Origin of the sequence: Vibrio sp. YQ_11 (assembly GCF_043103065.1) — a bacterium.
Lineage (GTDB): Bacteria > Pseudomonadota > Gammaproteobacteria > Enterobacterales > Vibrionaceae > Vibrio > Vibrio parahaemolyticus.
The window spans coordinates 41,102-63,917 of record NZ_JBICJM010000010.1 but is presented as its reverse complement, the minus strand read 5'-3'; the positions used below and the strand labels follow the sequence as shown (position 1 = coordinate 63,917).

The window sequence follows — 22,816 nt, the reverse complement described above, 5'->3', positions numbered from 1 at the left end:
GTAGGATACCCGTGGACGTTTAATTTATTGAAGATTAAATAAATGACTGAATCTTTTGCTCAACTCTTTGAAGAGTTTCTAAACGAAACAGAATTCCAACAAGGCAGCATCGTTAAAGGTACTGTAGTAGCTATCGAGAACGGTTTCGTTCTTGTTGACGCTGGTCTTAAGTCTGAATCTGCTATCCCTGCTGAACAGTTCAAGAACGCTGCTGGCGAACTTGAAGTAGAAGTTGGCGCTGAAGTAGACGTAGCTCTAGACGCTGTTGAAGATGGTTTCGGTGAAACTCAACTTTCTCGTGAGAAAGCTAAGCGTCACGAAGCTTGGATCGTTCTTGAGAAAGCTTACGAAGAAGCTGAAACTGTTGTTGGTATCATCAACGGTAAAGTTAAAGGCGGTTTCACTGTTGAACTAAACGGTATCCGTGCTTTCCTTCCTGGCTCTCTAGTAGACGTACGTCCAATCCGCGACACTGCTCACCTAGAAAACAAAGAGCTAGAGTTCAAAGTTATCAAACTTGACCAAAAACGTAACAACGTAGTTGTTTCACGTCGTGCTGTTATCGAATCTGAAAACAGCGTTGAGCGTGACGAGCTTCTAGAAACTCTACAAGAAGGTTCTGAAGTTAAAGGTATCGTTAAGAACCTTACTGACTACGGTGCGTTCGTTGACCTAGGTGGCGTTGACGGTCTTCTACATATCACAGATATGGCTTGGAAGCGCGTTAAGCACCCATCTGAAATCGTTAACGTTGGTGACGAGATCCAAGTTAAAGTTCTTAAGTTCGATCGTGAGCGTACTCGCGTATCACTAGGTCTTAAGCAACTAGGCGAAGATCCATGGGTAGCAATCGCTAAGCGTTACCCAGAAGGTCACAAACTAACTGGTCGCGTAACTAACCTAACTGACTACGGCTGCTTCGTTGAAATCGAAGAAGGCGTTGAAGGTCTAGTACACGTTTCTGAAATGGATTGGACTAACAAGAACATCCACCCTTCTAAAGTTGTTAATGTTGGCGACGAAGTTGAGGTTATGGTTCTTGAAATCGACGAAGAACGTCGTCGTATCTCTCTAGGTCTGAAACAGTGTAAAGCTAACCCATGGCAGTCATTCGCTGAAGCACAAGCTAAAGGCGACAAAGTTACTGGTAAGATCAAGTCAATCACTGACTTCGGTATCTTCATCGGTCTAGAAGGCGGCATCGATGGTCTAGTTCACCTATCTGACATTTCTTGGAATGTTGCTGGCGAAGAAGCTGTACGTGAGTACAAGAAAGGCGACGAGATCTCTGCAGTTGTTCTAGCAGTAGACGCTGAGCGTGAGCGTATCTCTCTAGGCATCAAGCAAATGGAAAACGACCCATTCAATGCTTACGTTGCTGACAACAAGAAAGGTACTCTAGTTAACGCTACTGTAACTGCAGTTGACGCTAAAGGTGCTACTGTTGAAATCGCAGAAGGCGTTGAAGGTTACATCCGTGCTTCTGAAGTATCTCGCGATCGCGTAGAAGATGCTTCTCTAATCCTAAGCGCTGGTGATGTTGTTGAAGCTAAGTTCACAGGTGTAGACCGTAAGAACCGCGTAATCAACCTATCTATCAAAGCTAAAGACGAAGCTGAAGAGCAAGAAGCAATGGCATCTATCAACAAGCAAGACGAAGCTGCTTTTGGTAATGCAATGGCTGACGCTTTCAAAGCTGCTAAAGGCGAATAATATACTCGCTTAAGCTAAAAAGGAGCCGCAAGGCTCCTTTTTTATGTTCAAAGTAGTAATACTAATGCTGGTAAACTATCTTAATAAAAGGCATTTTATCATTACGCAATTTGCGTAAATTTTGTCTAGAATTGTTAGCAAGTGTTTGTTGGAATTAGTATTACTTACTATAATGAGTGATAAAGATACTCAAAGAGGGCAACTATGACTAAGTCTGAACTGATTGAAAGACTCTGCGCTGAGCAAACACATTTATCAGCGAAAGAGGTAGAGGATGCTGTAAAAGATATTTTAGAGCACATGGCCTCTACACTAGAGAGCGGTGATCGTATCGAGATCCGTGGCTTTGGTAGTTTTTCTCTTCATTACCGTGAGCCTCGCGTCGGTCGTAACCCTAAAACGGGCGACAAAGTGGAATTGGAAGGTAAATACGTTCCACATTTCAAACCTGGTAAAGAGCTTCGTGAGCGTGTGAATCTAGGCTAACGCACTCTTATTGGATTAAAAAAGCGGCATACTTTTGTGTATGCCGCTTTTTTGTAATATCGCTTACGAAAATTCAATTAGGTCATTTCATACGCAAGTTGTGATACCCAAATAACTTTAACTTCTAGGGTGTGTCTACAAACCCAGCATCTTGAGGTTACTTGGGTATAGATTATTGCTAATATACGTAGTCTGAAGAAGTATTTTCCTGCATAATCTTACCTACTTACTCCTCGAAGGGTGATGTAAAATGAAAATTATAAAAATCGTTGCTGTTTTAGTTCTCTTTTTAGTTGCACTGGCTTTAGGCTCACAAAACCAAGAACTTGTGACCTTTAATTACCTTTTAGCGAAAGGAGAATTCCATTTATCAACGCTATTGGGCGTGGTATTTGTGGTTGGTTTTGCTGTAGCTTGGGTTATCTTCGCTAGCATTCAACTAAAAACTCAGCTTCAAGTGCGACGTCTTAAAAAGAAACTGAAAAAGTACGAGCCGGCTGAAGCAGAAAAAACTGCAAAGCCAGCCATTGAAAAACAGGCATAAGGATAAGGCTTAACTTTAATGCTTGAACTACTCTTCTTGTTGTTGCCGATAGCGGCTGCGTATGGCTGGTACATGGGGCATCGCAGCGCTCAGCAAGACAAGCAGAAGCAATCTCATCAAATTTCCCGTCAGTATATGGCGGGTCTGAACTTACTGCTCTCTGATCAATCAGATAAAGCCGTAGACCACTTTATTGAATTGCTCCAAGTTGACAACGAAACGATTGATACTCACTTAGCGCTGGGTAATCTTTTCCGTTCTCGTGGTGAAGTCGACCGTGCTATTCGTATCCACCAAAATCTCATTTCTCGTTCTGGTTTGACTCTAGATCAGAAAAACTTAGCCCTGCAGCAGTTAGCGAAAGACTATATGGTGTCGGGGTTTTTAGACCGAGCTGAAAAAATCTTCGAACAATTAGTTGAAGAGCCCGATTACAAAGAGGCGGCGCTCCAACAGTTAGTCACTATTTACCAGCAAACGCGTGAATGGGAAAAAGCGATTCATTACGCCAATCAGCTAGCTAAAATGGGTAATCAGCGTAGTCGTATGCGTACAAATATTGCGCATTTTTGGTGTGAAATTGCCATGTTAGACCAAGCTGATGGCAATACGAATAAAGCTATCCAGCATTTCAAAAAAGCACTTTCCGAAGATCCAAAATGTGTTCGAGCAAGTATTTCGCTCGGCCGGATTTACTTGGAATCAGAAGACTACAAACAAACCATTAAGTATCTAACTGGTGTATTGGAGCAAGACAAAGACTTTGTGAGCGATGTTTTGCCGACAATTGCTGAGTGCTATCACCATCTCGGGCAAGAAGATGAACTGGTCGAGTTTTTACGCACCTGTATTGATAAGAAGGCTGGGGTGTCAGCGGAGTTGATGCTGGCTCAGTTAGTCGCTCACCATGAAAGCGTCGGAGCTGCCCAAGAATTGCTGACGAAACAGCTACTGAAAAATCCAACCATGAAGGGCTTTTATCGCCTGATTGACTACCACATCGCAGAGGCTGAAGATGGTCGTGCAAAAGACAGTTTATCTACATTACAAGCGATGGTTGGAGAGCAATTAAAAGTAAAACCGCACTACCGATGCAGGAAGTGTGGCTTCTCTACTCATTCCCTTTATTGGCATTGCCCTTCCTGTAAAGGGTGGGGGACGATCAAGCCAATCCGCGGATTGGATGGTGAATAGTTTTAATGCAGCTGGCAGAGTTTCTGTCCGCTGCATTTTTTTAACCTTATGTCTAACAAGTAAAAGAACCAAAAATAATTAGGAGATGAAATGATCGACCAAAAAGTTATTGTCGCACTGGATTATGATAACCAAGCTGATGCGCTAGCGTTTGTAGATAGAATTGATCCTGCGTCATGTCGCCTAAAAGTCGGCAAGGAAATGTTTACGCTATTTGGTCCTGATTTCGTACGTGAACTCCACAAACGTGGTTTTTCTGTATTCCTGGATTTGAAATTTCATGATATCCCGAACACCTGTTCAAAAGCGGTACGCGCTGCTGCTGAGTTAGGTGTATGGATGGTGAACGTTCATGCAAGCGGTGGTGAACGTATGATGACAGCATCACGTGAGATTCTTGAGCCATATGGTAAAGACCGTCCACTTCTGATTGGTGTAACGGTACTGACTAGCATGGAACAAAGTGACTTGGCAGGTATTGGTCTGAATGTTGAACCGCAAGAGCAAGTGATTCGTCTAGCGACATTGACTAAGAACTCAGGTCTCGATGGCGTAGTGTGCTCTGCGCAAGAATCTTCACTACTTAAAAATGAGCTAGGTAAAGAGTTTAAACTTATCACTCCAGGAATTCGTCCTGCTGGTTCTGATCAAGGCGACCAACGTCGTATTATGACGCCAGTTGATGCTATTCAAGCGGGTTCTGACTACCTTGTTATTGGCCGTCCGATCACTCAGGCGACGGACCCTGCTGCCGTATTGAAATCTATCAACGACAGCTTAGCTAGCAAGTAATAACTCTCGAGCATTAAATGGATAAAGGTGAGGCTAGGATGCCTCACCTTTTTTCTCTCTCAGAACAACGAATTACCCGATGAGAACAAAGGTTCTACGGATTATTCTTAGTCCTTCAGGGGAATGCACTATATCGATCACACTTTAATAACATAATTGATAATGATAAGCCGAAAATGCAACCATGTGCTGTAGATGGCTTGCGTTACAAATAGGTAACGAATACTATGTCGAAGATGCATTCACTGCGTTGTAAGGTCTAGGATGACCTGGTGAAACTCTTTGAAATCAATATAGAAGTCGGCAGGATGTCGCTTTTATATTATGCTCCTATTATTTCCTATCTGCGTACTATCGTGTCCGCAGCCTATCGTGAGCTTCACACTCGTCTTCCTTGTACTGACCTTAGTGCGCAAACACAACAAGGAAGAAATATGACCAAAAAAATGCCATTTTCAGTTTTGGCTGCACTGACTGCTGTCAGTTTCCAACTGCATGCAGCTGAGTTGCCTGCTGATATCGAGTGGGTTTCAAATAATAATGAGCCGTTATTTGCTTCGGAAGAAGCCGTTTATGGTGGAACTTACCGCACTTACATCGAAAGTTTCCCACAGACATTACGTAGTGTTGGCCCGGATGCTAACTCTGGATTGCGTCAATATTTGATGGATGGCACGCCAAAAATGGCTCAACGTCACCCAAATACGGGTAAGTGGATTCCTCAATTGGCTAAGTCATGGGCATTTGGTGAAGATAATAAAACGGTTTATTTTAAGCTTGATGACACTGCAAAATGGTCTGATGGTGAGAAGATCACGGCCGATGATTATGTTTTTATGATGCAGTACTACACCTCAAAAGACATTATTGACCCTTGGTACAATGACTTTTTTACCAACAGCATTGTTAGCGTGGAAAAAATTGATGATTACACCATCCGTGTTAATTTAGCGGTTGCACAGAGTCATGATTCTCTGATGGTCATGATTAATATGCCAAGCAATGGCTTCCAACCTCGTCCAAAACACTTTTTCAAAGGTGAGAAGGATGAAAACAACGATGGCATGCCGGATAACTTTGTACGTAAATTCAACTTCAAAGCTGAACCAACGGCAGCACCATACTACCTAGATAAGGTTAAAAAAGGGAAAAGTGTTACCTTTAAGCATGTTGGTGAAGATTGGTGGGGCTACAACAATCGTTACTACAAGAACCGTTATAACGTAGAGAAAGTCCGTATCACAGTTATTCGCGATCCTGACATTGCGATGAAGCACTTCGAAAAAGGTAATCTCGATTACTTTGAAATGGTGCTACCAAGCTTTTGGCACGATAAAACGAACACTGATGTTTACAAAAAAGGTTATATCCAAAAGTATTGGGGATTCAACCAATCACCACAAGGCGCTGGTGGCGTATGGATGAATACGGCAATGCCTTTGTTGGATAATCTTGAAGTGCGCAAAGGCATCATGGCTGCAACAGATTTTGATGGCATGATAGAGAACATCATGCGTGGTGACTACTCACGTAAGCCACATGGTTTGGGCTTTGGTCATGGTGAGTATGACGATCCAAACAACACACCGCCAAAGTTTGATGTCGATGCTGCGGTTAAGCATTTCGAAAAAGCAGGTTTTGATACTTTAGGTTCAGATGGTATTCGCGTAAACGACAAAGGCCAACGTTTAAGCTTTGCGATTACGTACGGTTACAACTCATGGACACCTCGTATTGCATACTTAAAAGAGCAAGCGAAGCTGGCAGGTCTAGAGTTCACATTGAACTTGGTCGATGGTTCATCTGCGTTTAAGTACATTCTAGAGAAGAAGCACCAGCTGGCATTCCTGAACATGGGATCTGGCGAGATTCCAGCTTACTGGGAGTACTTGCATTCTGACAATGCGAACAAGCCGCAAACCAATGCTCACACCAACTACAGTAGCCCAGAACTCGATAAGTTGATCGAAGCGTATGATGCAGAGTTTGATCAGAATAAACGTTATGAGCTGTCGCACCAGATTCAAGAATACGTAAAAGAAGCAAATATTATTGTTCCTGGATACATGGTGCCTTACTCACGTGTAGCACATTGGCGTTGGGTTAAAATTCCCAAAGATGGCATGACTAAAGCAACTGAATGGGTTCTGCACCCAATGGATATCGGTAACTTCTGGATTGATGAATCCGTTAAGAAAGAGACTGAAAAAGCCATGAAGAGCGGTAAATCCTTCCCAGAAGTCACCGTGATTGATGACCGCTACAAGCTGTAATCGTTACTGACTAAGATAGAAAGAAAGCCCCACCATATGAGTGGGGCTTTTTGTTTGTGGATTATGCTGCGTTAGCTAACTAAGTAAGACGCCTCTAATAGGTAAGTTTTTACATCACCTAGGGGCGAAAACGCTTTGTCGATCGTTTTAAATCGTTCATCAATAGAATCACAGGCGATGATTTGACTGAATGTTTCGATTGATAAAGCTTCATTTGTTTTGAAAAACTGATGGACGTTTTCCAACTGAACTTTATGAACGTTTTCGACTTTAGTTAGTGCATTCGTTAGATCTGAAATATTAATCGACATTGCTACTTAATGACCTTATCTACAGGCTTTGCTGAGCCATAGGACGTGGGCTTTATATTTGGCGGTAGAGTATCACTAACCTGTGGAGCACAGACTGATGGAGATCAATTTGTGCAGTTCGTACCAGTGTCAAACGCTTTGAGATAGAGGTGAGCTAGCAGAAAGTCTAAGCATCTAATGCTTGGATGGCGATATTATGCTTAATGTAAAACCGAAGTAAGTATTTTTATTCTTTATCAAATGTAGATTATGAATGGAAATAATTGAGTTTTCATTAAATAAATATGAAATATAAATAACGTAATAAAAATACTCTTTCTAATTAACTTCACTATTAAGATGGATGTTTTTCTTCGTTTTTCATAATAATCTAGATCAAAATCACAGCATCATTAAATTCAATATAACCAAGAAGTGGCGCTAGTTAATTAGCTTTACATATCAATAAATTACTACTATTTTTGTTGTATGCGTCTTATGGTGTTAATTTATGAAGTACTTAGTTACAGGTGCGGCAGGTTTTATTGGTAGTGCAACTATTAGAAAACTAAACTCATTAGGATATGAGGTTATAGGTATTGATAATATCAATGACTATTATGATGTTGAGTTAAAGTATGCAAGATTAAATTTTATAAAAAATCCATTATTTCGATTCTTTAATATGGATATATCAAATAAAAATGAAATAGAACGTTTATTTGAGAAAGAAAAGTTTGACAGAGTTATCCATCTTGCCGCACAGGCTGGTGTTAGATATTCACTTGTAAACCCACATTGTTACGCTGAATCGAATTTAAGTGGATTTTTAAACGTCTTAGAAGCTTGTCGTAAAAGCCATATCAAGCATTTCATATATGCATCTTCCAGCTCCGTTTACGGCTTAAACAATAAAGTGCCTTTCTCTACATCGGATAATGTTGATCACCCCGTTTCTTTATATGCAGCGACTAAAAAATCTAATGAATTGATGGCGCATAGTTATTCTCATCTCTATCAACTTCCTACAACAGGCTTACGTTTTTTTACTGTGTATGGTTCTTGGGGACGTCCAGATATGGCGCCTTTTATCTTTACTGAGAAAATAATTAACGGTCAGTCTATTGATATTAATAATAATGGTGATATGTGGAGGGACTTTACCCATATTAATGACATTGTCGAAGGGATAGTCAGAATTTCTGATGTCATACCAAGAATTAATCAGCGATGGCAGTTTGAAAATAGTACTCCAGCGGATAGTTCTGCTCCTTATTCTATTTACAATATTGGTTATGGTTCACCGATTTGTTTGATGGATTTTATCAAAGCAATAGAAAATGAACTCGGAATAGAAGCAAAGAAGAATTATCGAGAGATGCAGCCAGGAGATGTATACCAAACCTATGCTGATACAACAGCTTTCTATCAAGCCACTGGTTACCGGCCGTCAGTTTCCGTAGAAGACGGTATTGCCGAGTTTGTCGCTTGGTACCGGAATTTTTATAACAAGTAAAAGATTTGTCATTCAGAACTTTCAAGGTCGAGAGTTCACATAAGGTTAGAGCTATGTTACCGAGTATATCAGTCGTTATTCCTGCAAAAAATGAACAAGGAAATATCGGGAAGTTAGTGAAAGAAATTCATGCCAGTTTAGAAGCATACCCTAACGTCGAAATTGTCATTACGGACGACGGTAGTACCGATGATACGGTGCAAGAGGCACTTGAAGCTGCTAAAGGATGTGGGTGTGACCTGCAAGTGGTTAGTCACGAACAGAGTTGCGGTCAAAGCACAGCAGTGTTAACTGCCGTCAAACATGCAAAAGGCGAGTGGATTGTTACCTCCGATGCTGATGGGCAGAACGATCCGTCGGATATGCCTAAGATGCTTGAGCTTGCTGCTAAAGTCAGTAATCCGAATTTTTGCATCGCGGGTTATCGAGCAAAAAGGTTAGATACAGCTTGGGTTAGGTTTCAATCGAAGGTGGCGAACAGAGTGCGTCATGCATTACTAGGTGATGGTGTTCCAGATTCTGGTTGTGGACTTAAAGTCATCCCTAAATCGACTTATCTGCGCTTGCCGTATTTTGATCATATGCATCGGTTTTTGCCTGCACTCATCAAAGCGATGGGCGGGGAGATCGTCGTTCACCCAGTCGCGCACCGAGACAGAGAAGCAGGCACTTCCAATTACAATGCATGGAACCGTGCTTGGGTAGGGATTGTTGATATGTTTGGTGTGATCTGGTTACAAAAGCGCACGAAAAATCCGATGATCAAAGCTGTCAGCATTGCCAATGAAAATGCAAAACAATGAAATGGTTAAAGCTTGCACTTCTTATACTTGCTGGGGTTTTGTTAGCAAATCAGCTCGATAATCCCGTTTTATCTCACCTCACAGATAAGAACTGGCTGGTTGGCTACATTCAAAAAAACGGGGCTTTAGGGCATGTGGTCATCTTCACATTCAGTGTGGTGTTTTTGTCGTTGAGTGGACCAAAGCAAGCCATCGGATTGGTATTCGGCTATTTATACCACGTCCAATTAGGCGTGTTTATCACCTTATTTGCTTGTGTTTTTGGGGCGTCATTTAACTACGCCTGCGCGCGCTTTCTCATCGGAAATTGGCTATATCGACGGTTCCCAAAAAAAATGACGCGTTTTAATTCATTTGCGAGTCGTAAGCCGTTTTACAAAATCCTTTTGCTACGTTTGTTTCCGATTGGGAATAACGTCGTGACCAACGTTTTATCGGGTAGTGTCCGAGTGCCGTTCTTTGCCTTTATCTCCGCCAGTCTGTTGGGATACTTGCCTCAAATTATCATCTTCGCATTGATGGGCGCTGGTATTCATTCATCGAGTAATACAATGATATATCTCAGTATTTTCTTTGGTATCGTTAGCGCGGTACTCACAGGGTTTCTCTATCGAGATCATATTAAAAGTCGTGTCGAATTATTGAATATGGAAGAGGAAGTATGAGCTTAGTGACGTCCAAGTGTCGACAAGTTTGGCAAAGTGATGACTATTATCAAACCTTATGGTTTTTGTTGTTCCTCGCCTTCATCATTATTTTTTCGGGGATAGGGTTACGCGACCCGTGGCCTGCCGATGAACCACGCTTTGTCGAAGTTGCTCGAGAGATGGTGCAATCGGGAAACTGGTTTTTTCCTACCAGAGGGGGAGAGCTCTATCCCGATAAACCGCCAGTATTTATGTGGTCAATGGCGGCTTTTTATTGGTTGACCGGCAGCCTAAAAGCAACGTTCATGTTACCTAATGCGATTGTCAGCCTAATTGCTTTGGTGTGCTGTTACGATATTTCCGCAAAGCTGTGGAATGTCAAAACTGCGCGAAATGTGGGCTTTCTACTATTGCTTGCTCCACAATTTATTATTCAAGCAAAAGCGGCGCAAATTGATGCGATGGTAGCCGCGTGGATCACCATCTCCATGTATGGGCTGTTGCGACACTTCTATATTAAGACCAACTGGGTTTGGTATTGCTTGGCTTGGGTATTTATGGGGCTTGGCATTATTACAAAAGGTGTTGGATTTCTTCCCGCGTTGTTTTTGATACCCGTTTTGTTTTTGCATTTTTCTGGCAGACACCATTTTGAAGATGCGGTTTCATGGAAGCTATTACTGGGCCCAGTGTTCATGCTTTTGACCATTGCATGTTGGTTTGTGCCTATGGTTTCGATCGTAGAGATCAGTCATAACCCTGATTTTGCTGCTTACAGAGACAACATCTTGTTTAAACAAACGGGTGAGCGTTATGCGAACTCTTGGGGACACATTCAGCCTTGGTATTACTTTATTGTCAGTGTGATTCCCGTTATGTGGTTTCCACTGTACTTGGTGTTCTTCAATAAGAAGTGTTGGCAGCAACTACGATTATCACCTGCGTTATTTAGTTTGTTTGCTTGGGTTGTGCTTGTTATCGCTTTCTTTAGTCTGAGCCCGGGTAAGCGAGGTGTTTACATATTGCCAGCGCTTCCAATGCTTGCTGTTATTGCGGGTTATGCGTTAACGAACCAAGCTTGGCCTAAATGGACCGACAAATTACTTAAAGCTATCGTTTTGATTTTAAGTGTAGTTTTGTTTTCTGCCGCTGTTGTTGCAGGTCTAGAGGTTAAATCCGTCACGAAGCATTTAGGCGAGTACGATTCTATATTCCCTTACGTCGTATTCTTTCTTGTTGCCGCAGCGATTTGGGTTGGCGCATTTTTCAAAACGCGCACGGTACAGGCTCGATATACCTTTTGGGGGGCTCTTGCGCTGACTTGGGTCTGGTATAGCGTTGCGGGCTATACATTGCTTAACCCAGTTCGCACGCCAGCTAAAGAGATCATGTCAGAAGCACAAAAAGCAATCGGTAAAGATGGTGAGTTAGGACTGACGCTATTTAAAGAGCAATTTTTGCTGTTTTCACCTGTGTCGGTAACACATTTTAGCTATTTATCAGATCACAAAGAGCAAGAGCGCAATGCTTGGTTGTGGCTACAAGAAAAGCCGAATCGGTATATCTTGACCCAAGGTGGGAATGAGATGGAATGTTTCGATGCCAACAAAGCGAAAAAACTAGGGGAAGCCCACCGCCGGGATTGGATTTTATTTGATGCCGAGAGTGCGCTTGAATCCTGTCAGCCACCAAGAAGCATCAAACGATATGAGCTACATATCGACAAGCCATATTCTTAATATCTTGAACCGCTAAACATACATAAACAAGAAAGGGGAGCGTGATGCTCCCCTCTATTATCTGATGACTTTCGTATCTGATGTCTATTTACTATAGCTGCGCAGCCATCTCGTCGGTTAGTTGGTTCAAACCTGCCGACAGTGCATCAACCAGAGCGTCGTAGCCTTCATCTTGCAATGGCATCAATATTTTTACTTGCGAGCTGCGAACGACGTTGCCGCTTGCATCGATGAGTAACCATTCACCTTCAATCTCCGCGTTACCTTGGTAGCTACCATTAAACTTGTTCAAACTAAGTTGAAGCTTGGATTCTCCACTTTGATCCAGAAGATTATTCATTTCAATTGGCCAATAGTCGCTTTGTTTTTGGCGCAGCTCAGCCACAACACGTTGGGTAATTTGCTCAGAAATACTTTGAGCCCACTGGTGGCGTTTGGCTTGAACAATCTGAGTATCTGATGTGCGATACACAATACTATTGTCATTCAGGTAGCTAGCGAGTTGAGCCGGACGAATCACCAGTAAAGGTCGTTCTGCAACGCTCATCTGGTTAGGCGTTTTTGTCTCAGCTTTAGGTAGGAGATACAGCGCCCCTGTTGTTTCTGGCGCGCTGCTGCATCCTGTCAATCCGGTTACAAGTGCTGTCGCTAATAAAAATACACGTTTCATTATTGTTGCCCTCTAACAGGAATTGGATCCTTCACTTCATCTTCTCCAAATACTAATGAGTTTGGTTTTTCATTTAGCTGTTTTAAAACAGGTTTGAATTCCGTCATCACCTTCTCTAGCTCTTTCAATGTCGATTCCATCTCACTGTACATTGTCGAGTTAGGGCCATATCCATCCAGCGTTTTTTGCAGTTGCTGCAAGCTTTGGCGAATATCTGCAGGGATCTCTTGTGTGTCTTTTTGGCTTAAGAGCTTATCTATGCTATTCGCCACTTTTTCTGCGGACGCCAAGGTGCGCTCAGACGTTTTCAACGTTGCGTTCAGAGACGTTAATGTATCTTCCATTGGCAAGTTATTAAGCTTGTTTAAGAAGTCATTTACTTGGCGCTGAACCTGTGCAAAGCCACCTCGCATTGTAGGGAATACATCCAAATCTGCAAACGTACTCGGCACGTAAGGCTCGTCATCGGGATAGAAGTCAGCGTCAACATACAGTGCGCCTGTTAATAAGTTGCCCGTTTTTAAAGTACCGCGTAAACCTTTTGCAAACTCACTTTTCAATTTCTCTTTTAACATCGGCAAAGATTGAGATTGGAAGTCGCCATAAACGCGACCTAACTCGATACGTACCAAGACAGGGATTTTTTTAGCAGAAAAGTTCTCTTCTGGTGTCGGAAGGCGCATTGGTACACGCATTACGGTACCTATTCTTAATCCACGATATTCGACGGGCGCTTTACGCTTAAGTCCTCGTACTGATTCATCGAAAAGCATAACGAATTCAATATAATCATCGTACATACCTTCACGCAGTTGTTTTACATCGTCGTACAAGCGGAAGTTCGTCATATCTTGGGTAAGTGGTTCACCCGACTCCATTCCTGGAATGCTATCAAAGGTGACGCCACCAGTAAGAAGGCTTTCAAGCGAGCCAAATTTCACTTCAAACCCTTCCGCATTCAACTGTAGATCGAGGCCTGAATTGAGCCAGAATTTGGTGCGAGTGCGCACTAAACTGTCGTAAGGCTTAAAGATGAAAAGTTGGTAAAGAGCACGGCGTGTATCTACGTCAAAGCTGGTTTTCTCTACTCGCCCCACCGTAAAGCCTTTATAAATAACCGGGTCACCCACACCAAGCTTACCTGCTTCACGGTGAGTCAAGACAATGCGCAGACCTTCAGCGTCAGGCGAAGCGACAGGTGGCACATCCAGAACTGCGAAATGATCTTTTTCGACCTCAGAACTGCCCGGTTGCAATTGAATGTAAGCACCGGAGAGAAGAGTTTCCAAACCAGAGACGCCATCACGGCCAATGCGCGGCTTCACCACCCAAAACATGGTGTCATCTCGCAGCATGCGCTCCGCGTCTTTATTCATCTGCGCTTTGGCGATGATGTGATCGTAGTTCTCACTGAGTGTGACTTCAGTGATCAGTCCCACTTTTACATTCAGTGCGCGGATTTCTGTCTTGCCGACTTCAATCCCATCCGCAGTTGGCAGCTGTAAAGTAATTTGTGGGCCAGTACTGTTGATGTATTGGAACAGCATCCACGCTCCCATGGCTAGCGCAAGGATCGGAACAATCCAAATAGCAGAAATCTGCTTTTGCGGTTTTATTTGAGCGGTTGCGTTGTTCTCATCACTCATATTTGGCTTTCTCAGTTAGGTTATTAGTCATCGGCTCTTGCACTTCGCTCTGTGGTAGTTGCCACAACAAACGGGAGTCAAAAATCATCGCAGAGAGCATGGTGAAAATGACCACTGCGGCAAAAGATAATGCAGCAGGGCCGGGGTAAATTGCCATTAAGTTTTGCAACTGAACCAGTGCAACCAAAATGGCGACAACAAAAATATCGATCATTGACCAACGGCCAATGAATTCGGTTAATCGGTATATCTTTAAGCGCGAAATACTCTCTTCAGGAGGAAGGTATTGAGCCTTTTGCGCATTGTAATACAACCACGCCAACGCCAACATTTTCGCCATCGGGATAAACACACTCGCGAAGAAAATCACCATGGCGATAGGGTAGGAGCCTAAATGCCACAGCAAGATGACGCCTTCCATTATGGTTGAACCTTCTGAGTGCCCAAGACTGACGGTGTACATCATAGGGTAGAGGTTTGCTGGGATATAAAAAATCACCGAGGCAAACAACAATGCCCACGCTTTTTGTAGGTTCTCGCTGGGGTTGTATTCGTGAAGTCGACTGTAACAGCGAATACAGCGCTGATGTTTTTTATCCTCGATGGGATTGAGTTGGTGGCAAGTGTGGCAACCGATGTGATTGTGGTTGTGGTGAGTGTCACCTTCTTTGACGCTTGGTAACTCGATTGCCGGAATAAAGTGCCCCCACAGCCAGCTTTTATCGACCATCGAAATGCATTTCACTACCAATATCGTGTATACACAAAACGCCCAAAACGAGCTGCCCATACCGATGTCGGCCAGAGACGCAATTTTAATTAAGCTCACCAATACGCCAATTAAAAACACATCGACCATTAACCACGGTTCAACTCGAAACAGAATTCGGCAAAGTATTTTGGCCATACGCTGCTGCTTTTTAGACGGCGGATGGTTGCGAACTTTTAACGCCTCAAGGTGCAGAAAAAGGATCAAACCCACATAGATAGCTGGCAAAACGACGACCGTCGCGAGCAGAAGCGCACCAAGAAGAGCGTTTTGAAATTCAGCCAGCATTTTGGCTGCGTGAAGTAGAGTGATCTCTTGCGACAACCCTTGCACGCTGAATGACATGAATGGGAAAGAGATACTGAGCACCAGCATGATCAAACACGCAGACGATACCGCAATCACGCTTTGATAAGGCTTGGCGTTAATTTTTGTAAGTGAATGCGAACATCGAGGGCATTGAGCTTTTTGCCCTTGCTCGATCTCCGGAATGCGGACGACAAGGCCACATTCTTCGCAAGAAATTAACTGACGTGAATTAGGTTGAATACTCATTGGGTAGGTTTTGAATTCATTTGTCCTAAGAATACTCTGTTTTCACTAGACACGCTTGTGTTGATTCAGGAGTTTACGAGTTTCTTACTTTTGCAATCGCCGTGCGCGTGTTGCTAAAACATGCCAAGCGACGCTGAAAAGTATGCAACATTTTACTGCTAGGGTTTGAAATTGGGAAGTCGTTACCGCATAGAAGTGGTTTGAGTGAAGCAAATGAAATGGTGATTTTTGGGATGAGGGAGAGAAAGAACCTGCCCAAGCATAGGGCAGGAATGTATATAAGGATGTAGCTATACGGCAAGCTCTAACGTTGCTATTCAACCGTTCCGCTTGCAAATGCGTTTTTACCTATTTGCTTACCGTTTAGTGTTTTGCCGTAGTAACCTTGGTGCTGGTGGTATTTTTCAGCATTTGCGGTGACGCTGCCTTTAAATCGAGGATCTTGTGGGCGTTCGTGACTATTGATGTACGCAGCAACGTCCCAAGCTTCTTGCTCAGTCAGCTGCACACTTTTTCCAAGTGGCATGTTCTCATAAATAAAATAGGCCGCTGTGTTAATGCGGTGCATACCTGCGCCCCAGTTATACGCAAATTCGCCCCAAAGCGGAGGAATGTAAGAATGGCCGTCGGTGCCTTTGATACCCGAGCCGTCGGCGCGATGACAAGTCTCGCAGTTCTTTTCATAGACTAAAGCCCCTCGCTCTGGTGATGGTTCTTGCTTCGGTGCGGCGATTTTTGGGTAGCCACGTCCTGCTAGGTTGCCGCGCTCTTTAACCGGTAATGCTTGAGCGATAGCATCTGGCAAAGGGAAGTTTTGCGTTTTACCACCCACTTGGAGAGCTTTAATGTCTAGCTCTGGCACCGCTTCATCGTTCATACCATAACTATCGAGTAATCCACCCATTGCTAACCAATAAGCGTAAGCGCTGAGGGCAACAATTTCGGGTGAGTCGTAAGCGGGGGCTTTGCCGTTCATGGAGTATTCGAAGCAACCTTGAATACGGTCTGCGTAGCTGTTTACGCGATCGTTTTTCTTGCGATAAGCCGGGTAGGCCATGTAAGCCGCCCACAGCGGCGCTGCATTGGCTTTTCGTCCTGCTTCCATATGGCAGTTCACACAGTTTTGCTCATTGCCAACGTATTTACCGCGCATCTGTTGCGAGTTAACAAAGAGCGAGTAACCACGTTTTACTTGCTCACCAAATGCGGTGTTTGGAATTTTACTCAGATCGCGAGGCTGCAAATATTCACCGTGATTCTCTTTTTTTACCGCGGGCAGTTCAATTTGACGATCCGGCAGTGGCTCGTTGGCCAAAGTAGCAGCAGAGATGAGAGGCAATGTGAGCAAAGAATAGAAACGTTTCATGTCTGCTCCTAGTAACGTAATGAGGCAAAGTAGTAGGAAAGGTTTTCAATCTCTTCGTCAGTGAGATTTTTCGCGATAATGCCCATCATATTGAGCGGGTCACCACTGCGAGTGCCGTTTTTCCATGCCATCAATTGCGTTTTTAAGTAATCAGCATGTTGGCTTGCGAGGCGAGGGAATTTGTCGACGCCCATTCCGCTGGCTCCATGACAAGTCGCGCAAGCTGGAATGTTTCTATCCCAATCGCCTTGGAAGATCAATTTACGATACGGGTTACGAATGTCGGCTTGGTCGCCGCGTTGCTCTGGGTTAGTGAACTCGTAGCTTGGAAGATTAGCAAAGTAATCCATGACTTCTTTACGAACAGCAGGATCGCTAAGCTCTTTCGCCATGCCTTGCATGACTACGTTTTGTCGTTCGCCACTAAGGAAGAGTTTTATTTGGGTGTTGAGATAATTCGCGTTCAGACCAGCAATCATAGGCGCAATGTTTGGTTGACCCATGCCATCTTGGCCGTGACAACCGCTGCACACGCTGGCTTTTTCAGGAATAGACGAGGCGCTTGCGCCCATTGTGGTTGCCAGCAAACAGGCCGTCACCACAGGTAGTATTTTTGACATGCTGACTCACTTTAATTGTTATTAATATCTCCAAGTGTCTACTGTGATAGTGACTTGGGTGCTGTATTGTCGGCTTTGTCAATAACTAAAGGTATTGTGGATTTCCACATATTTAGAGGATGTGAAGAGCTGCTAAATGGCAGCTCTTCAGGTTTGGTTGTCTACTAAGCTTTGCGGATTTTGGCTGGTAATGATTGGCGAGCAGCGGCTCCTACCACCCAATCTAACAACACGCCTTTCCCTTCTCGGGTTGGGTCAATTAATCCGATGTCGTTAATGTTGACTCCATCTTGGCTGCGAGTTTTTACTGGTTGCTGTTTATCGCCGATCCAGTGCGAGCGTTGTCCTAGCTCGGTATGACCAAACCCATGTTCAAATCCGAGTGTGCCAGGGCGAATTCCGTTGACTATCATCGCAAGTGCTTTGGTGCTTGCAGATGGAGTCTCGATAACAAACTCATCACCCGTTTTAATGCCTGCGCGTTCGGCATCGATTGGATGGATGTACACTGGGTTTACGCCTTTGATCGAGTTCAACCTTGGCGATAGGTTGGATACCGCACTGTGAATGTTGGATTTAAAGTTAGTCAGGCTGAAAGGCCATTCTGAGCTTGGGAACTGTTCTTCCATTGGTGTGCCGTCGGCCAGTTTTTGTGGATGCCATGTTGGGCAACCCATGTAGAAATCCCCCGTCATAGTGTTTCTTGCGCTGCCGACACGTTCATTCCATATCGCAACAGGTCGTGTCCATTTGTGCTTCATTTGCGCACCTTGATACGCTTCGGTTGCATTTTCAAAGCGTCCGCCGCGAGCAAAAATAAACGCCACTCGTTTCATCTCATCCGCTGTTAGCGTGCTTTGCATCGCTGGCATTAAACGCTCTAAGCCTGACCACGCAATGTCTTCTGCCGAAACTTCAGGCACGCCACCTTTCACATAAGCCAAGTTTGCCGCAGCTCGCAAATAGAAATCTTCGGCGCGATGGAGAGCGTGCCAGTTGCCTTGTGCATCTTGAATTGCATTGTCACCAAAACCGCCCAGCTGCATTTTCTTAGCAACATCAATCAGGAAGTTCTCTAAACAAATCGAGCGACCGTCGGCGGTTTTCTCTGTTCGCGCTTCCACTATCGGCCAACGAGCGGTGACGGTTTTCACCGGAACATCGTGCCAAGGCGTTGCCATGCCCCAGCTTTCGTAAGTAACGGTGTCCGGCACAATGTAATCCGACAACGCGGTGGTTTCGTTAATGAATGCATCAACAGACACAATCAAACCGATCTGCTTTGGATCTTTAAGCTTGTCTTCCAGCAGTGTTTTCAAACCGGGTACACCATACATCGGGTTCGCCATGTGGTTGATCCACGCTTTAACGCGATATGGATAACCATCAATAGCCGCAGATAGGTGTTCTGTCAGCAGTGGCGCGGCAAACGGATACCAAGGTGCGCGAGTTGGGTAAGGGGATTTTCCTGCCTCAACGCGACGCTTGTATTCGCTGGTTTTGTGGTAGGGGAATTTACTGCGCGATAGAAAGACGCCTTTCGGGCCGACTTTGCCCTCAAATTTGGTGAAGTCGTAACGAGGACCCGCAGCGGAAGTCGGGTAGCCACCCGCTTTGGCCATCGCGCCGCCTTTCATGTTGATATTACCAATCAATGCATTGAGCATCATGATGGTAAACGAGTTATAGAACCCATTGGTGTGCATGTTGCCACCGTGGGTATCGACCACCGCTTTTGTGCCATAGCTTGTGAAGCGTTTCGCTAGTTCTGCGATTTGCTCAACAGGGATCTCACATTGTTGGCTGTAGAACGCAAGGCTGTATTTAAACGCCTCTTCTTTGAGCCTTTGTAGAGACGATTTTACTCGTACTTCGCCTGATGCAAGCGAAACCGTTTTATCGACAAACAGTGCCGCTTCTCCTGTCTGGGTATGCACACCAAATTCGCCGCTTTGATCATCCACGATGATGTACGGGTCGGAGTCAGACAACGCTTTGCCCTCGAATGGCAGATTCAGATCCGATGCGCGTAAAAACGTGCCGTTTCTCGGGTGCTGCTCATCGCTTATCACGAGATGTGTAGCATTACACCAGTGCGCGGTGCCGGCTCGTTTCATCGCGTTTGCTCCCGGCTGCGCCAAGAAGGTTTTGTTGTAGCGTTGGTTTTCGATGATCCATTGGATCATGCCAAGCACGAGGGCAGAGTCGGTGCCCGGTTTGATTGGTATCCAGCGGTTATTGTCACCTGCTGCCAAGCTCGATGAACCCGCCGGCAAACTTGGTGTGATGATGGTGTATTCCAAGCCGCCTTCTGTTCGCGCATTGGCGAGTTGGCGCGCCTGACGCTTAAAAGGGTTACCCGCTTGAGCTGGCGACATACCGATGAAGATGATGTATTCCGCATTATCAAAGTCTGGCTTTAAGTGTGCGTTCTTATCTAAATCGTTCATAAATGCGCCGCTGCCAGCACGAAATGCATAGCCGCAGTAAGAGCCATGATGCCCAAAGTTACGCGTACCATAGCTGTTGAACGCGAAGCGTTTGAATATGTCGTCTCGGCCTTCGTTACCAGCGTTGGTCATTAACAATTGGTTGGCTTTCGGTCCATATTCTGGGTTTTCAGGATCAACGGGCGTTGTTAAATCGCGAATATCGCGTAAGCCATCAACATGGCCTTCACCAAATAAATCACCACCTTCAACGACTTCTTCTATCAATTGCTCGTAGCTGATCGGAACCCATTTTCCTTCGCCGCGTTTGCCAACTCGTTTCAGCGGCTGAGTAATGCGGTACGGGCTGTTGCGAATTTCTAGCATCCCGTTTCCTCTTGCACAGGCGGTGGAACGACCTTCAAGGCCCGCTTCTCCTGCCAAACTCAAATAAGCATCTTTGACTGGCGTTTCGAAAGGAATGTGTTGTTGATGAGAGAGTGGGTGATATGGGTTGCCAGTGATGCGCAAGATCTCGTCGTTGCGGTTATCAATGCGTACACGCAATCCACACAGTGACCAACAACCAAAACACATCGATGGCGCAACACGCTGGTTTGGATTTGGGATCAGATTACCTTGGTCATTGACGGCGTATTCTGGTTCGAGGGAATTGCCGTGGTGAATATCGCGGGTCTTTTGCCCAGCAGTGCCTTCCAGCGCACCTTCTACCATGTGTTTGGTTGTGGTGGCGTAACCTGCAGCAAATGCACCAAGCCCACCGACTGCAAGGCCTGATTTCAAAAACTGACGGCGTTTGTTATCCATAATGAAATCCTCTTGATTAGCGTTCAGTTAAGGTGAGTGATGATGCGTTTGCTTCGATATCTTGTTTTGGCTGAACCAGCTCTGAGCCGAGCAGTGCCAGAGCAAGCCATAATCCGAGCATGCCGATAATGCCTATCCAGCCATTTCCATCCATAGTGAGTTGGTATGGATACAGCCCTGCATCGAACTTGGCGATGGTTTGTACTTCCATGATGGTGAACCAGCGAATCAGCCACGCGCTTGCCAATGCGGCAGCAGACACAAAGCCGAGCCCTATGACGTGACGAAATCTGGCTGATGTGGACTTTTGGGTATCGCGCAAGAAGATGAAGGCGAGCAAAACACAACCTAAAACGACAAAAGTGAGCAAGGCAATGTTGTGCATCCATTGTTCGCTAGAATAGAGCGAAAATGCGGAATTGTTGGATGCCCAAATGGGTAGGAGAATCAGCGTCAGAACGCCGCTCGTTACCAGTGACTTTTTGAGTAAATTGTTATCACCAGAAGTGAGAGTTTTCGATTGGCTAGGCAGCAGTAACCAAATCAGCAGAGAAAATCCGACGGCGCCCATAAATGCAGTGACAAACCAAAGAATTGGTGACGCGGGTTGGTGCCATAATGAACGTGATTTTACGACTGCAATTTCAGCTCCAGTATAAACGGCGATGGTTAAGCCTGATAACACGGTGATTGCAGATATTGTGAGCATCACTTTGCGAGAAATAGCCCATTCACCAAGCGACAACTTAGATAACAGAGGTAGTACTTTTCCCGGTTGATTTCGCAGTGCGATAAGATCCTGACGCAGATACAGCCATGCTGTCGCAATCGCCAGCGCAGAAAAAACAGGCAGGAACAGTGAGCCTAGAGACATCCATGACCACGGCGTGATGTGCGCGTAAAAATGCCAAGCTCGTCCCGGCTGGTGAAGGTCGCCAGTTAACGCCAACGGACCTACGATAGCGCCGATGGCCATCGTTAGCACCAGCGCGGCGCGTAACCGATGACTGGTGTGTTGCTCAAATAACAGTGCGATTAGGAACAAAATAGCGGCAGCGTAAGCAGAACCGATGTAAAAGAAGTACTGCACCGCCCACGGGAGCCAAGCCATTGCTTGAGGTTGGACTAACACTTCGGTGATGTTCATGCGCGCTCTCCTTGTGGGTCGTAAATAGCTGGCTGCCCGTCGATGTGGCTGGTGAAGCGTTCATCCATGCCGATGTAAAACACATGCGGCTTGGTCTCTTCATTGGGCTTTAGCACTTTGATGTCGTCTTGGTGCTTCGCAATTAAGCGGCGGACTTCACTTGACGGATCATTCAAATCACCAATCACGCGAGCGCCGCCCACGCAGGTTTCCACACAAGCGGGTAACAAACCTTGTTCTAAGCGGTGTGCACAGAAGGTACATTTGTCTGCGGTGAGCGTGTCTTCATTGATAAAACGCGCATCGTAAGGGCAGGCTTGTACACAATACGCACACGCTACGCAGCGACTGTTATCCACCATGACAATGCCATCTTCTCGCTGAAAGGTTGCTTGAACGGGACAAACGGCTACGCACGGCGGGTTATCACAGTGATTACAAAGCCGAGGCAGCATAAAGGCCTTTGCTTCTTGTGTGGTTGTGGAACCGTCATTGAGCGTGACTTCGTATTGTTTCACTGTGGTTCGGAACTGACCGATTGGCGCTTGGTTTTCAATACTGCAACCTACGGTGCACGCTTGGCAGCCGACGCATTTACGTAAATCGATCACCATGGCGTAACGTTTTCCGACTTGTCCTTTTCGGTCGGCGGATTGATTGTTGCGAATAACATTGCCCGCGGTTGCGGTGCCAATACCTGCAATGGGGATCAACGCGGCACCCGCTGTAATGACGCTAAGAAAGCGACGTTTGGTGGAATCCATAACTCACCTGCTGTTAGTTGAATTT

19 protein-coding genes are annotated in these 22,816 nt (G+C 45.0%); 10 read left to right on the top strand and 9 right to left on the bottom strand.

What is annotated here, in order from left to right; translation table 11 throughout:
* The first annotated feature begins 42 nt into the window (after positions 1-42).
* The 6 genes from rpsA to ACF8EG_RS07430 all read left to right on the top strand — a co-directional run bounded on the left by rpsA (position 43) and on the right by ACF8EG_RS07430 (position 7,002).
* The gene (gene rpsA, locus ACF8EG_RS07455; protein ID WP_005494602.1) at positions 43-1,713 is read left to right on the top strand and encodes a 30S ribosomal protein S1; all 1,671 of its coding nucleotides are present in this window, start codon (positions 43-45) and stop codon (positions 1,711-1,713) included.
* A gap of 204 nt (positions 1,714-1,917) precedes the next feature.
* Positions 1,918-2,199 (top strand): integration host factor subunit beta, encoded by a 282-nt coding sequence (ihfB, locus tag ACF8EG_RS07450; RefSeq protein WP_005491075.1) that lies wholly within the window; start codon positions 1,918-1,920, stop codon positions 2,197-2,199.
* 250 nt (positions 2,200-2,449) lie between these two features.
* Positions 2,450-2,743: a lipopolysaccharide assembly protein LapA domain-containing protein gene (locus ACF8EG_RS07445; RefSeq protein ID WP_005457987.1), complete on the top strand. Its 294-nt coding sequence runs from the start codon at positions 2,450-2,452 to the stop codon at positions 2,741-2,743.
* An 18-nt stretch (positions 2,744-2,761) separates the two neighbouring features.
* The gene (gene lapB / locus ACF8EG_RS07440; protein WP_021448870.1) at positions 2,762-3,937 is read left to right on the top strand and encodes a lipopolysaccharide assembly protein LapB; all 1,176 of its coding nucleotides are present in this window, start codon (positions 2,762-2,764) and stop codon (positions 3,935-3,937) included.
* A 90-nt stretch (positions 3,938-4,027) separates the two neighbouring features.
* Positions 4,028-4,729 (top strand): orotidine-5'-phosphate decarboxylase, encoded by a 702-nt coding sequence (pyrF, locus tag ACF8EG_RS07435; protein WP_005481650.1) that lies wholly within the window; start codon positions 4,028-4,030, stop codon positions 4,727-4,729.
* A 434-nt stretch (positions 4,730-5,163) separates the two neighbouring features.
* Positions 5,164-7,002: an extracellular solute-binding protein gene (locus ACF8EG_RS07430; protein ID WP_005457989.1), complete on the top strand. Its 1,839-nt coding sequence runs from the start codon at positions 5,164-5,166 to the stop codon at positions 7,000-7,002.
* 71 nt (positions 7,003-7,073) lie between these two features.
* On the opposite strand, the gene ACF8EG_RS07425 is transcribed toward ACF8EG_RS07430, so the two are convergent.
* A complete protein-coding gene (locus tag ACF8EG_RS07425; RefSeq protein WP_015297020.1) occupies positions 7,074-7,313 on the bottom strand; it encodes a hypothetical protein in 240 nt (79 codons plus the stop codon).
* Positions 7,314-7,803: 490 nt separating this feature from the next.
* Between ACF8EG_RS07425 and ACF8EG_RS07420 the strand changes: the two genes are divergently transcribed.
* From ACF8EG_RS07420 to ACF8EG_RS07405, 4 genes are read left to right on the top strand one after another with little or no spacing between them, the layout of a single operon-like run.
* Positions 7,804-8,808 (top strand): NAD-dependent epimerase, encoded by a 1,005-nt coding sequence (locus tag ACF8EG_RS07420; protein ID WP_069504673.1) that lies wholly within the window; start codon positions 7,804-7,806, stop codon positions 8,806-8,808.
* A 53-nt stretch (positions 8,809-8,861) separates the two neighbouring features.
* Complete coding sequence (locus ACF8EG_RS07415) at positions 8,862-9,611, top strand: glycosyltransferase family 2 protein (RefSeq protein ID WP_029802352.1); 750 nt, start codon at positions 8,862-8,864, stop codon at positions 9,609-9,611.
* Complete coding sequence (locus ACF8EG_RS07410; protein WP_029802351.1) at positions 9,608-10,276, top strand: TVP38/TMEM64 family protein; 669 nt, start codon at positions 9,608-9,610, stop codon at positions 10,274-10,276. The genes ACF8EG_RS07415 and ACF8EG_RS07410 overlap by 4 nt, the downstream gene beginning before the upstream one ends.
* On the top strand, positions 10,273-11,997 hold the full coding sequence (locus tag ACF8EG_RS07405) for a glycosyltransferase family 39 protein (RefSeq protein WP_069504671.1): 1,725 nt from the start codon (positions 10,273-10,275) through the stop codon (positions 11,995-11,997). Before ACF8EG_RS07410 ends, ACF8EG_RS07405 begins: the two co-directional genes overlap by 4 nt.
* Before the next feature lie 91 nt (positions 11,998-12,088).
* On the opposite strand, the gene ACF8EG_RS07400 is transcribed toward ACF8EG_RS07405, so the two are convergent.
* The 8 genes from ACF8EG_RS07400 to dsrO form a co-directional block, all read right to left on the bottom strand.
* Positions 12,089-12,667: a membrane integrity-associated transporter subunit PqiC gene (locus tag ACF8EG_RS07400; RefSeq protein ID WP_029802349.1), complete on the bottom strand. Its 579-nt coding sequence runs from the start codon at positions 12,665-12,667 to the stop codon at positions 12,089-12,091.
* On the bottom strand, positions 12,667-14,313 hold the full coding sequence (pqiB, locus tag ACF8EG_RS07395) for an intermembrane transport protein PqiB (RefSeq protein WP_025545886.1): 1,647 nt from the start codon (positions 14,311-14,313) through the stop codon (positions 12,667-12,669). The genes ACF8EG_RS07400 and pqiB overlap by 1 nt, the downstream gene beginning before the upstream one ends.
* Positions 14,306-15,637 carry a paraquat-inducible protein A gene (locus tag ACF8EG_RS07390; RefSeq protein ID WP_005494620.1) on the bottom strand — a complete coding sequence of 444 codons (1,332 nt, stop codon included), beginning with the start codon at positions 15,635-15,637 and terminating at the stop codon, positions 14,306-14,308. The genes pqiB and ACF8EG_RS07390 overlap by 8 nt, the downstream gene beginning before the upstream one ends.
* 313 nt (positions 15,638-15,950) lie before the next feature.
* Positions 15,951-17,003, bottom strand: coding sequence for a c-type cytochrome (locus tag ACF8EG_RS07385; protein WP_069504669.1), 1,053 nt, complete (start codon positions 17,001-17,003; stop codon positions 15,951-15,953).
* Positions 17,004-17,011: 8 nt separating this feature from the next.
* Entirely contained in the window at positions 17,012-17,575 is a 564-nt protein-coding gene (locus ACF8EG_RS07380; protein WP_373897354.1) for a cytochrome c, read from the bottom strand.
* 212 nt (positions 17,576-17,787) lie between these two features.
* Positions 17,788-20,880 (bottom strand): tetrathionate reductase subunit A, encoded by a 3,093-nt coding sequence (locus tag ACF8EG_RS07375; RefSeq protein ID WP_069504665.1) that lies wholly within the window; start codon positions 20,878-20,880, stop codon positions 17,788-17,790.
* Between the two features lie 16 nt (positions 20,881-20,896).
* Positions 20,897-22,027 carry an NrfD/PsrC family molybdoenzyme membrane anchor subunit gene (gene nrfD / locus ACF8EG_RS07370; RefSeq protein WP_069504662.1) on the bottom strand — a complete coding sequence of 377 codons (1,131 nt, stop codon included), beginning with the start codon at positions 22,025-22,027 and terminating at the stop codon, positions 20,897-20,899.
* Positions 22,024-22,791, bottom strand: a complete 768-nt coding sequence (gene dsrO / locus ACF8EG_RS07365; protein WP_023585286.1) for a sulfate reduction electron transfer complex DsrMKJOP subunit DsrO — start codon at positions 22,789-22,791, stop codon at positions 22,024-22,026. Before dsrO ends, nrfD begins: the two co-directional genes overlap by 4 nt.
* Positions 22,792-22,816 lie beyond the last annotated feature (25 nt).

Bases quoted from the DNA above. Each gene is read 5' to 3' on its own strand.
- ACF8EG_RS07375 (WP_069504665.1), bottom strand. From the start codon at position 20,880: ATGGATAACAAACGCCGTCAGTTTTTGAAATCAGGCCTTGCAGTCGGT.
- ACF8EG_RS07380 (WP_373897354.1), bottom strand. From the start codon at position 17,575: ATGGGCGCAAGCGCCTCGTCTATTCCTGAAAAAGCCAGCGTGTGCAGC.
- ACF8EG_RS07415 (WP_029802352.1), top strand. From the start codon at position 8,862: ATGTTACCGAGTATATCAGTCGTTATTCCTGCAAAAAATGAACAAGGA.
- lapB (WP_021448870.1), top strand. From the start codon at position 2,762: ATGCTTGAACTACTCTTCTTGTTGTTGCCGATAGCGGCTGCGTATGGC.
- nrfD (WP_069504662.1), bottom strand. From the start codon at position 22,027: ATGAACATCACCGAAGTGTTAGTCCAACCTCAAGCAATGGCTTGGCTC.
- ACF8EG_RS07425 (WP_015297020.1), bottom strand. From the start codon at position 7,313: ATGTCGATTAATATTTCAGATCTAACGAATGCACTAACTAAAGTCGAA.
- ACF8EG_RS07385 (WP_069504669.1), bottom strand. From the start codon at position 17,003: ATGAAACGTTTCTATTCTTTGCTCACATTGCCTCTCATCTCTGCTGCT.
- ACF8EG_RS07405 (WP_069504671.1), top strand. From the start codon at position 10,273: ATGAGCTTAGTGACGTCCAAGTGTCGACAAGTTTGGCAAAGTGATGAC.
- ACF8EG_RS07400 (WP_029802349.1), bottom strand. From the start codon at position 12,667: ATGAAACGTGTATTTTTATTAGCGACAGCACTTGTAACCGGATTGACA.
- dsrO (WP_023585286.1), bottom strand. From the start codon at position 22,791: ATGGATTCCACCAAACGTCGCTTTCTTAGCGTCATTACAGCGGGTGCC.
- ACF8EG_RS07445 (WP_005457987.1), top strand. From the start codon at position 2,450: ATGAAAATTATAAAAATCGTTGCTGTTTTAGTTCTCTTTTTAGTTGCA.
- ACF8EG_RS07420 (WP_069504673.1), top strand. From the start codon at position 7,804: ATGAAGTACTTAGTTACAGGTGCGGCAGGTTTTATTGGTAGTGCAACT.
- pqiB (WP_025545886.1), bottom strand. From the start codon at position 14,313: ATGAGTGATGAGAACAACGCAACCGCTCAAATAAAACCGCAAAAGCAG.
- rpsA (WP_005494602.1), top strand. From the start codon at position 43: ATGACTGAATCTTTTGCTCAACTCTTTGAAGAGTTTCTAAACGAAACA.
- ACF8EG_RS07390 (WP_005494620.1), bottom strand. From the start codon at position 15,637: ATGAGTATTCAACCTAATTCACGTCAGTTAATTTCTTGCGAAGAATGT.
- ACF8EG_RS07430 (WP_005457989.1), top strand. From the start codon at position 5,164: ATGACCAAAAAAATGCCATTTTCAGTTTTGGCTGCACTGACTGCTGTC.
- ACF8EG_RS07410 (WP_029802351.1), top strand. From the start codon at position 9,608: ATGAAATGGTTAAAGCTTGCACTTCTTATACTTGCTGGGGTTTTGTTA.
- pyrF (WP_005481650.1), top strand. From the start codon at position 4,028: ATGATCGACCAAAAAGTTATTGTCGCACTGGATTATGATAACCAAGCT.
- ihfB (WP_005491075.1), top strand. From the start codon at position 1,918: ATGACTAAGTCTGAACTGATTGAAAGACTCTGCGCTGAGCAAACACAT.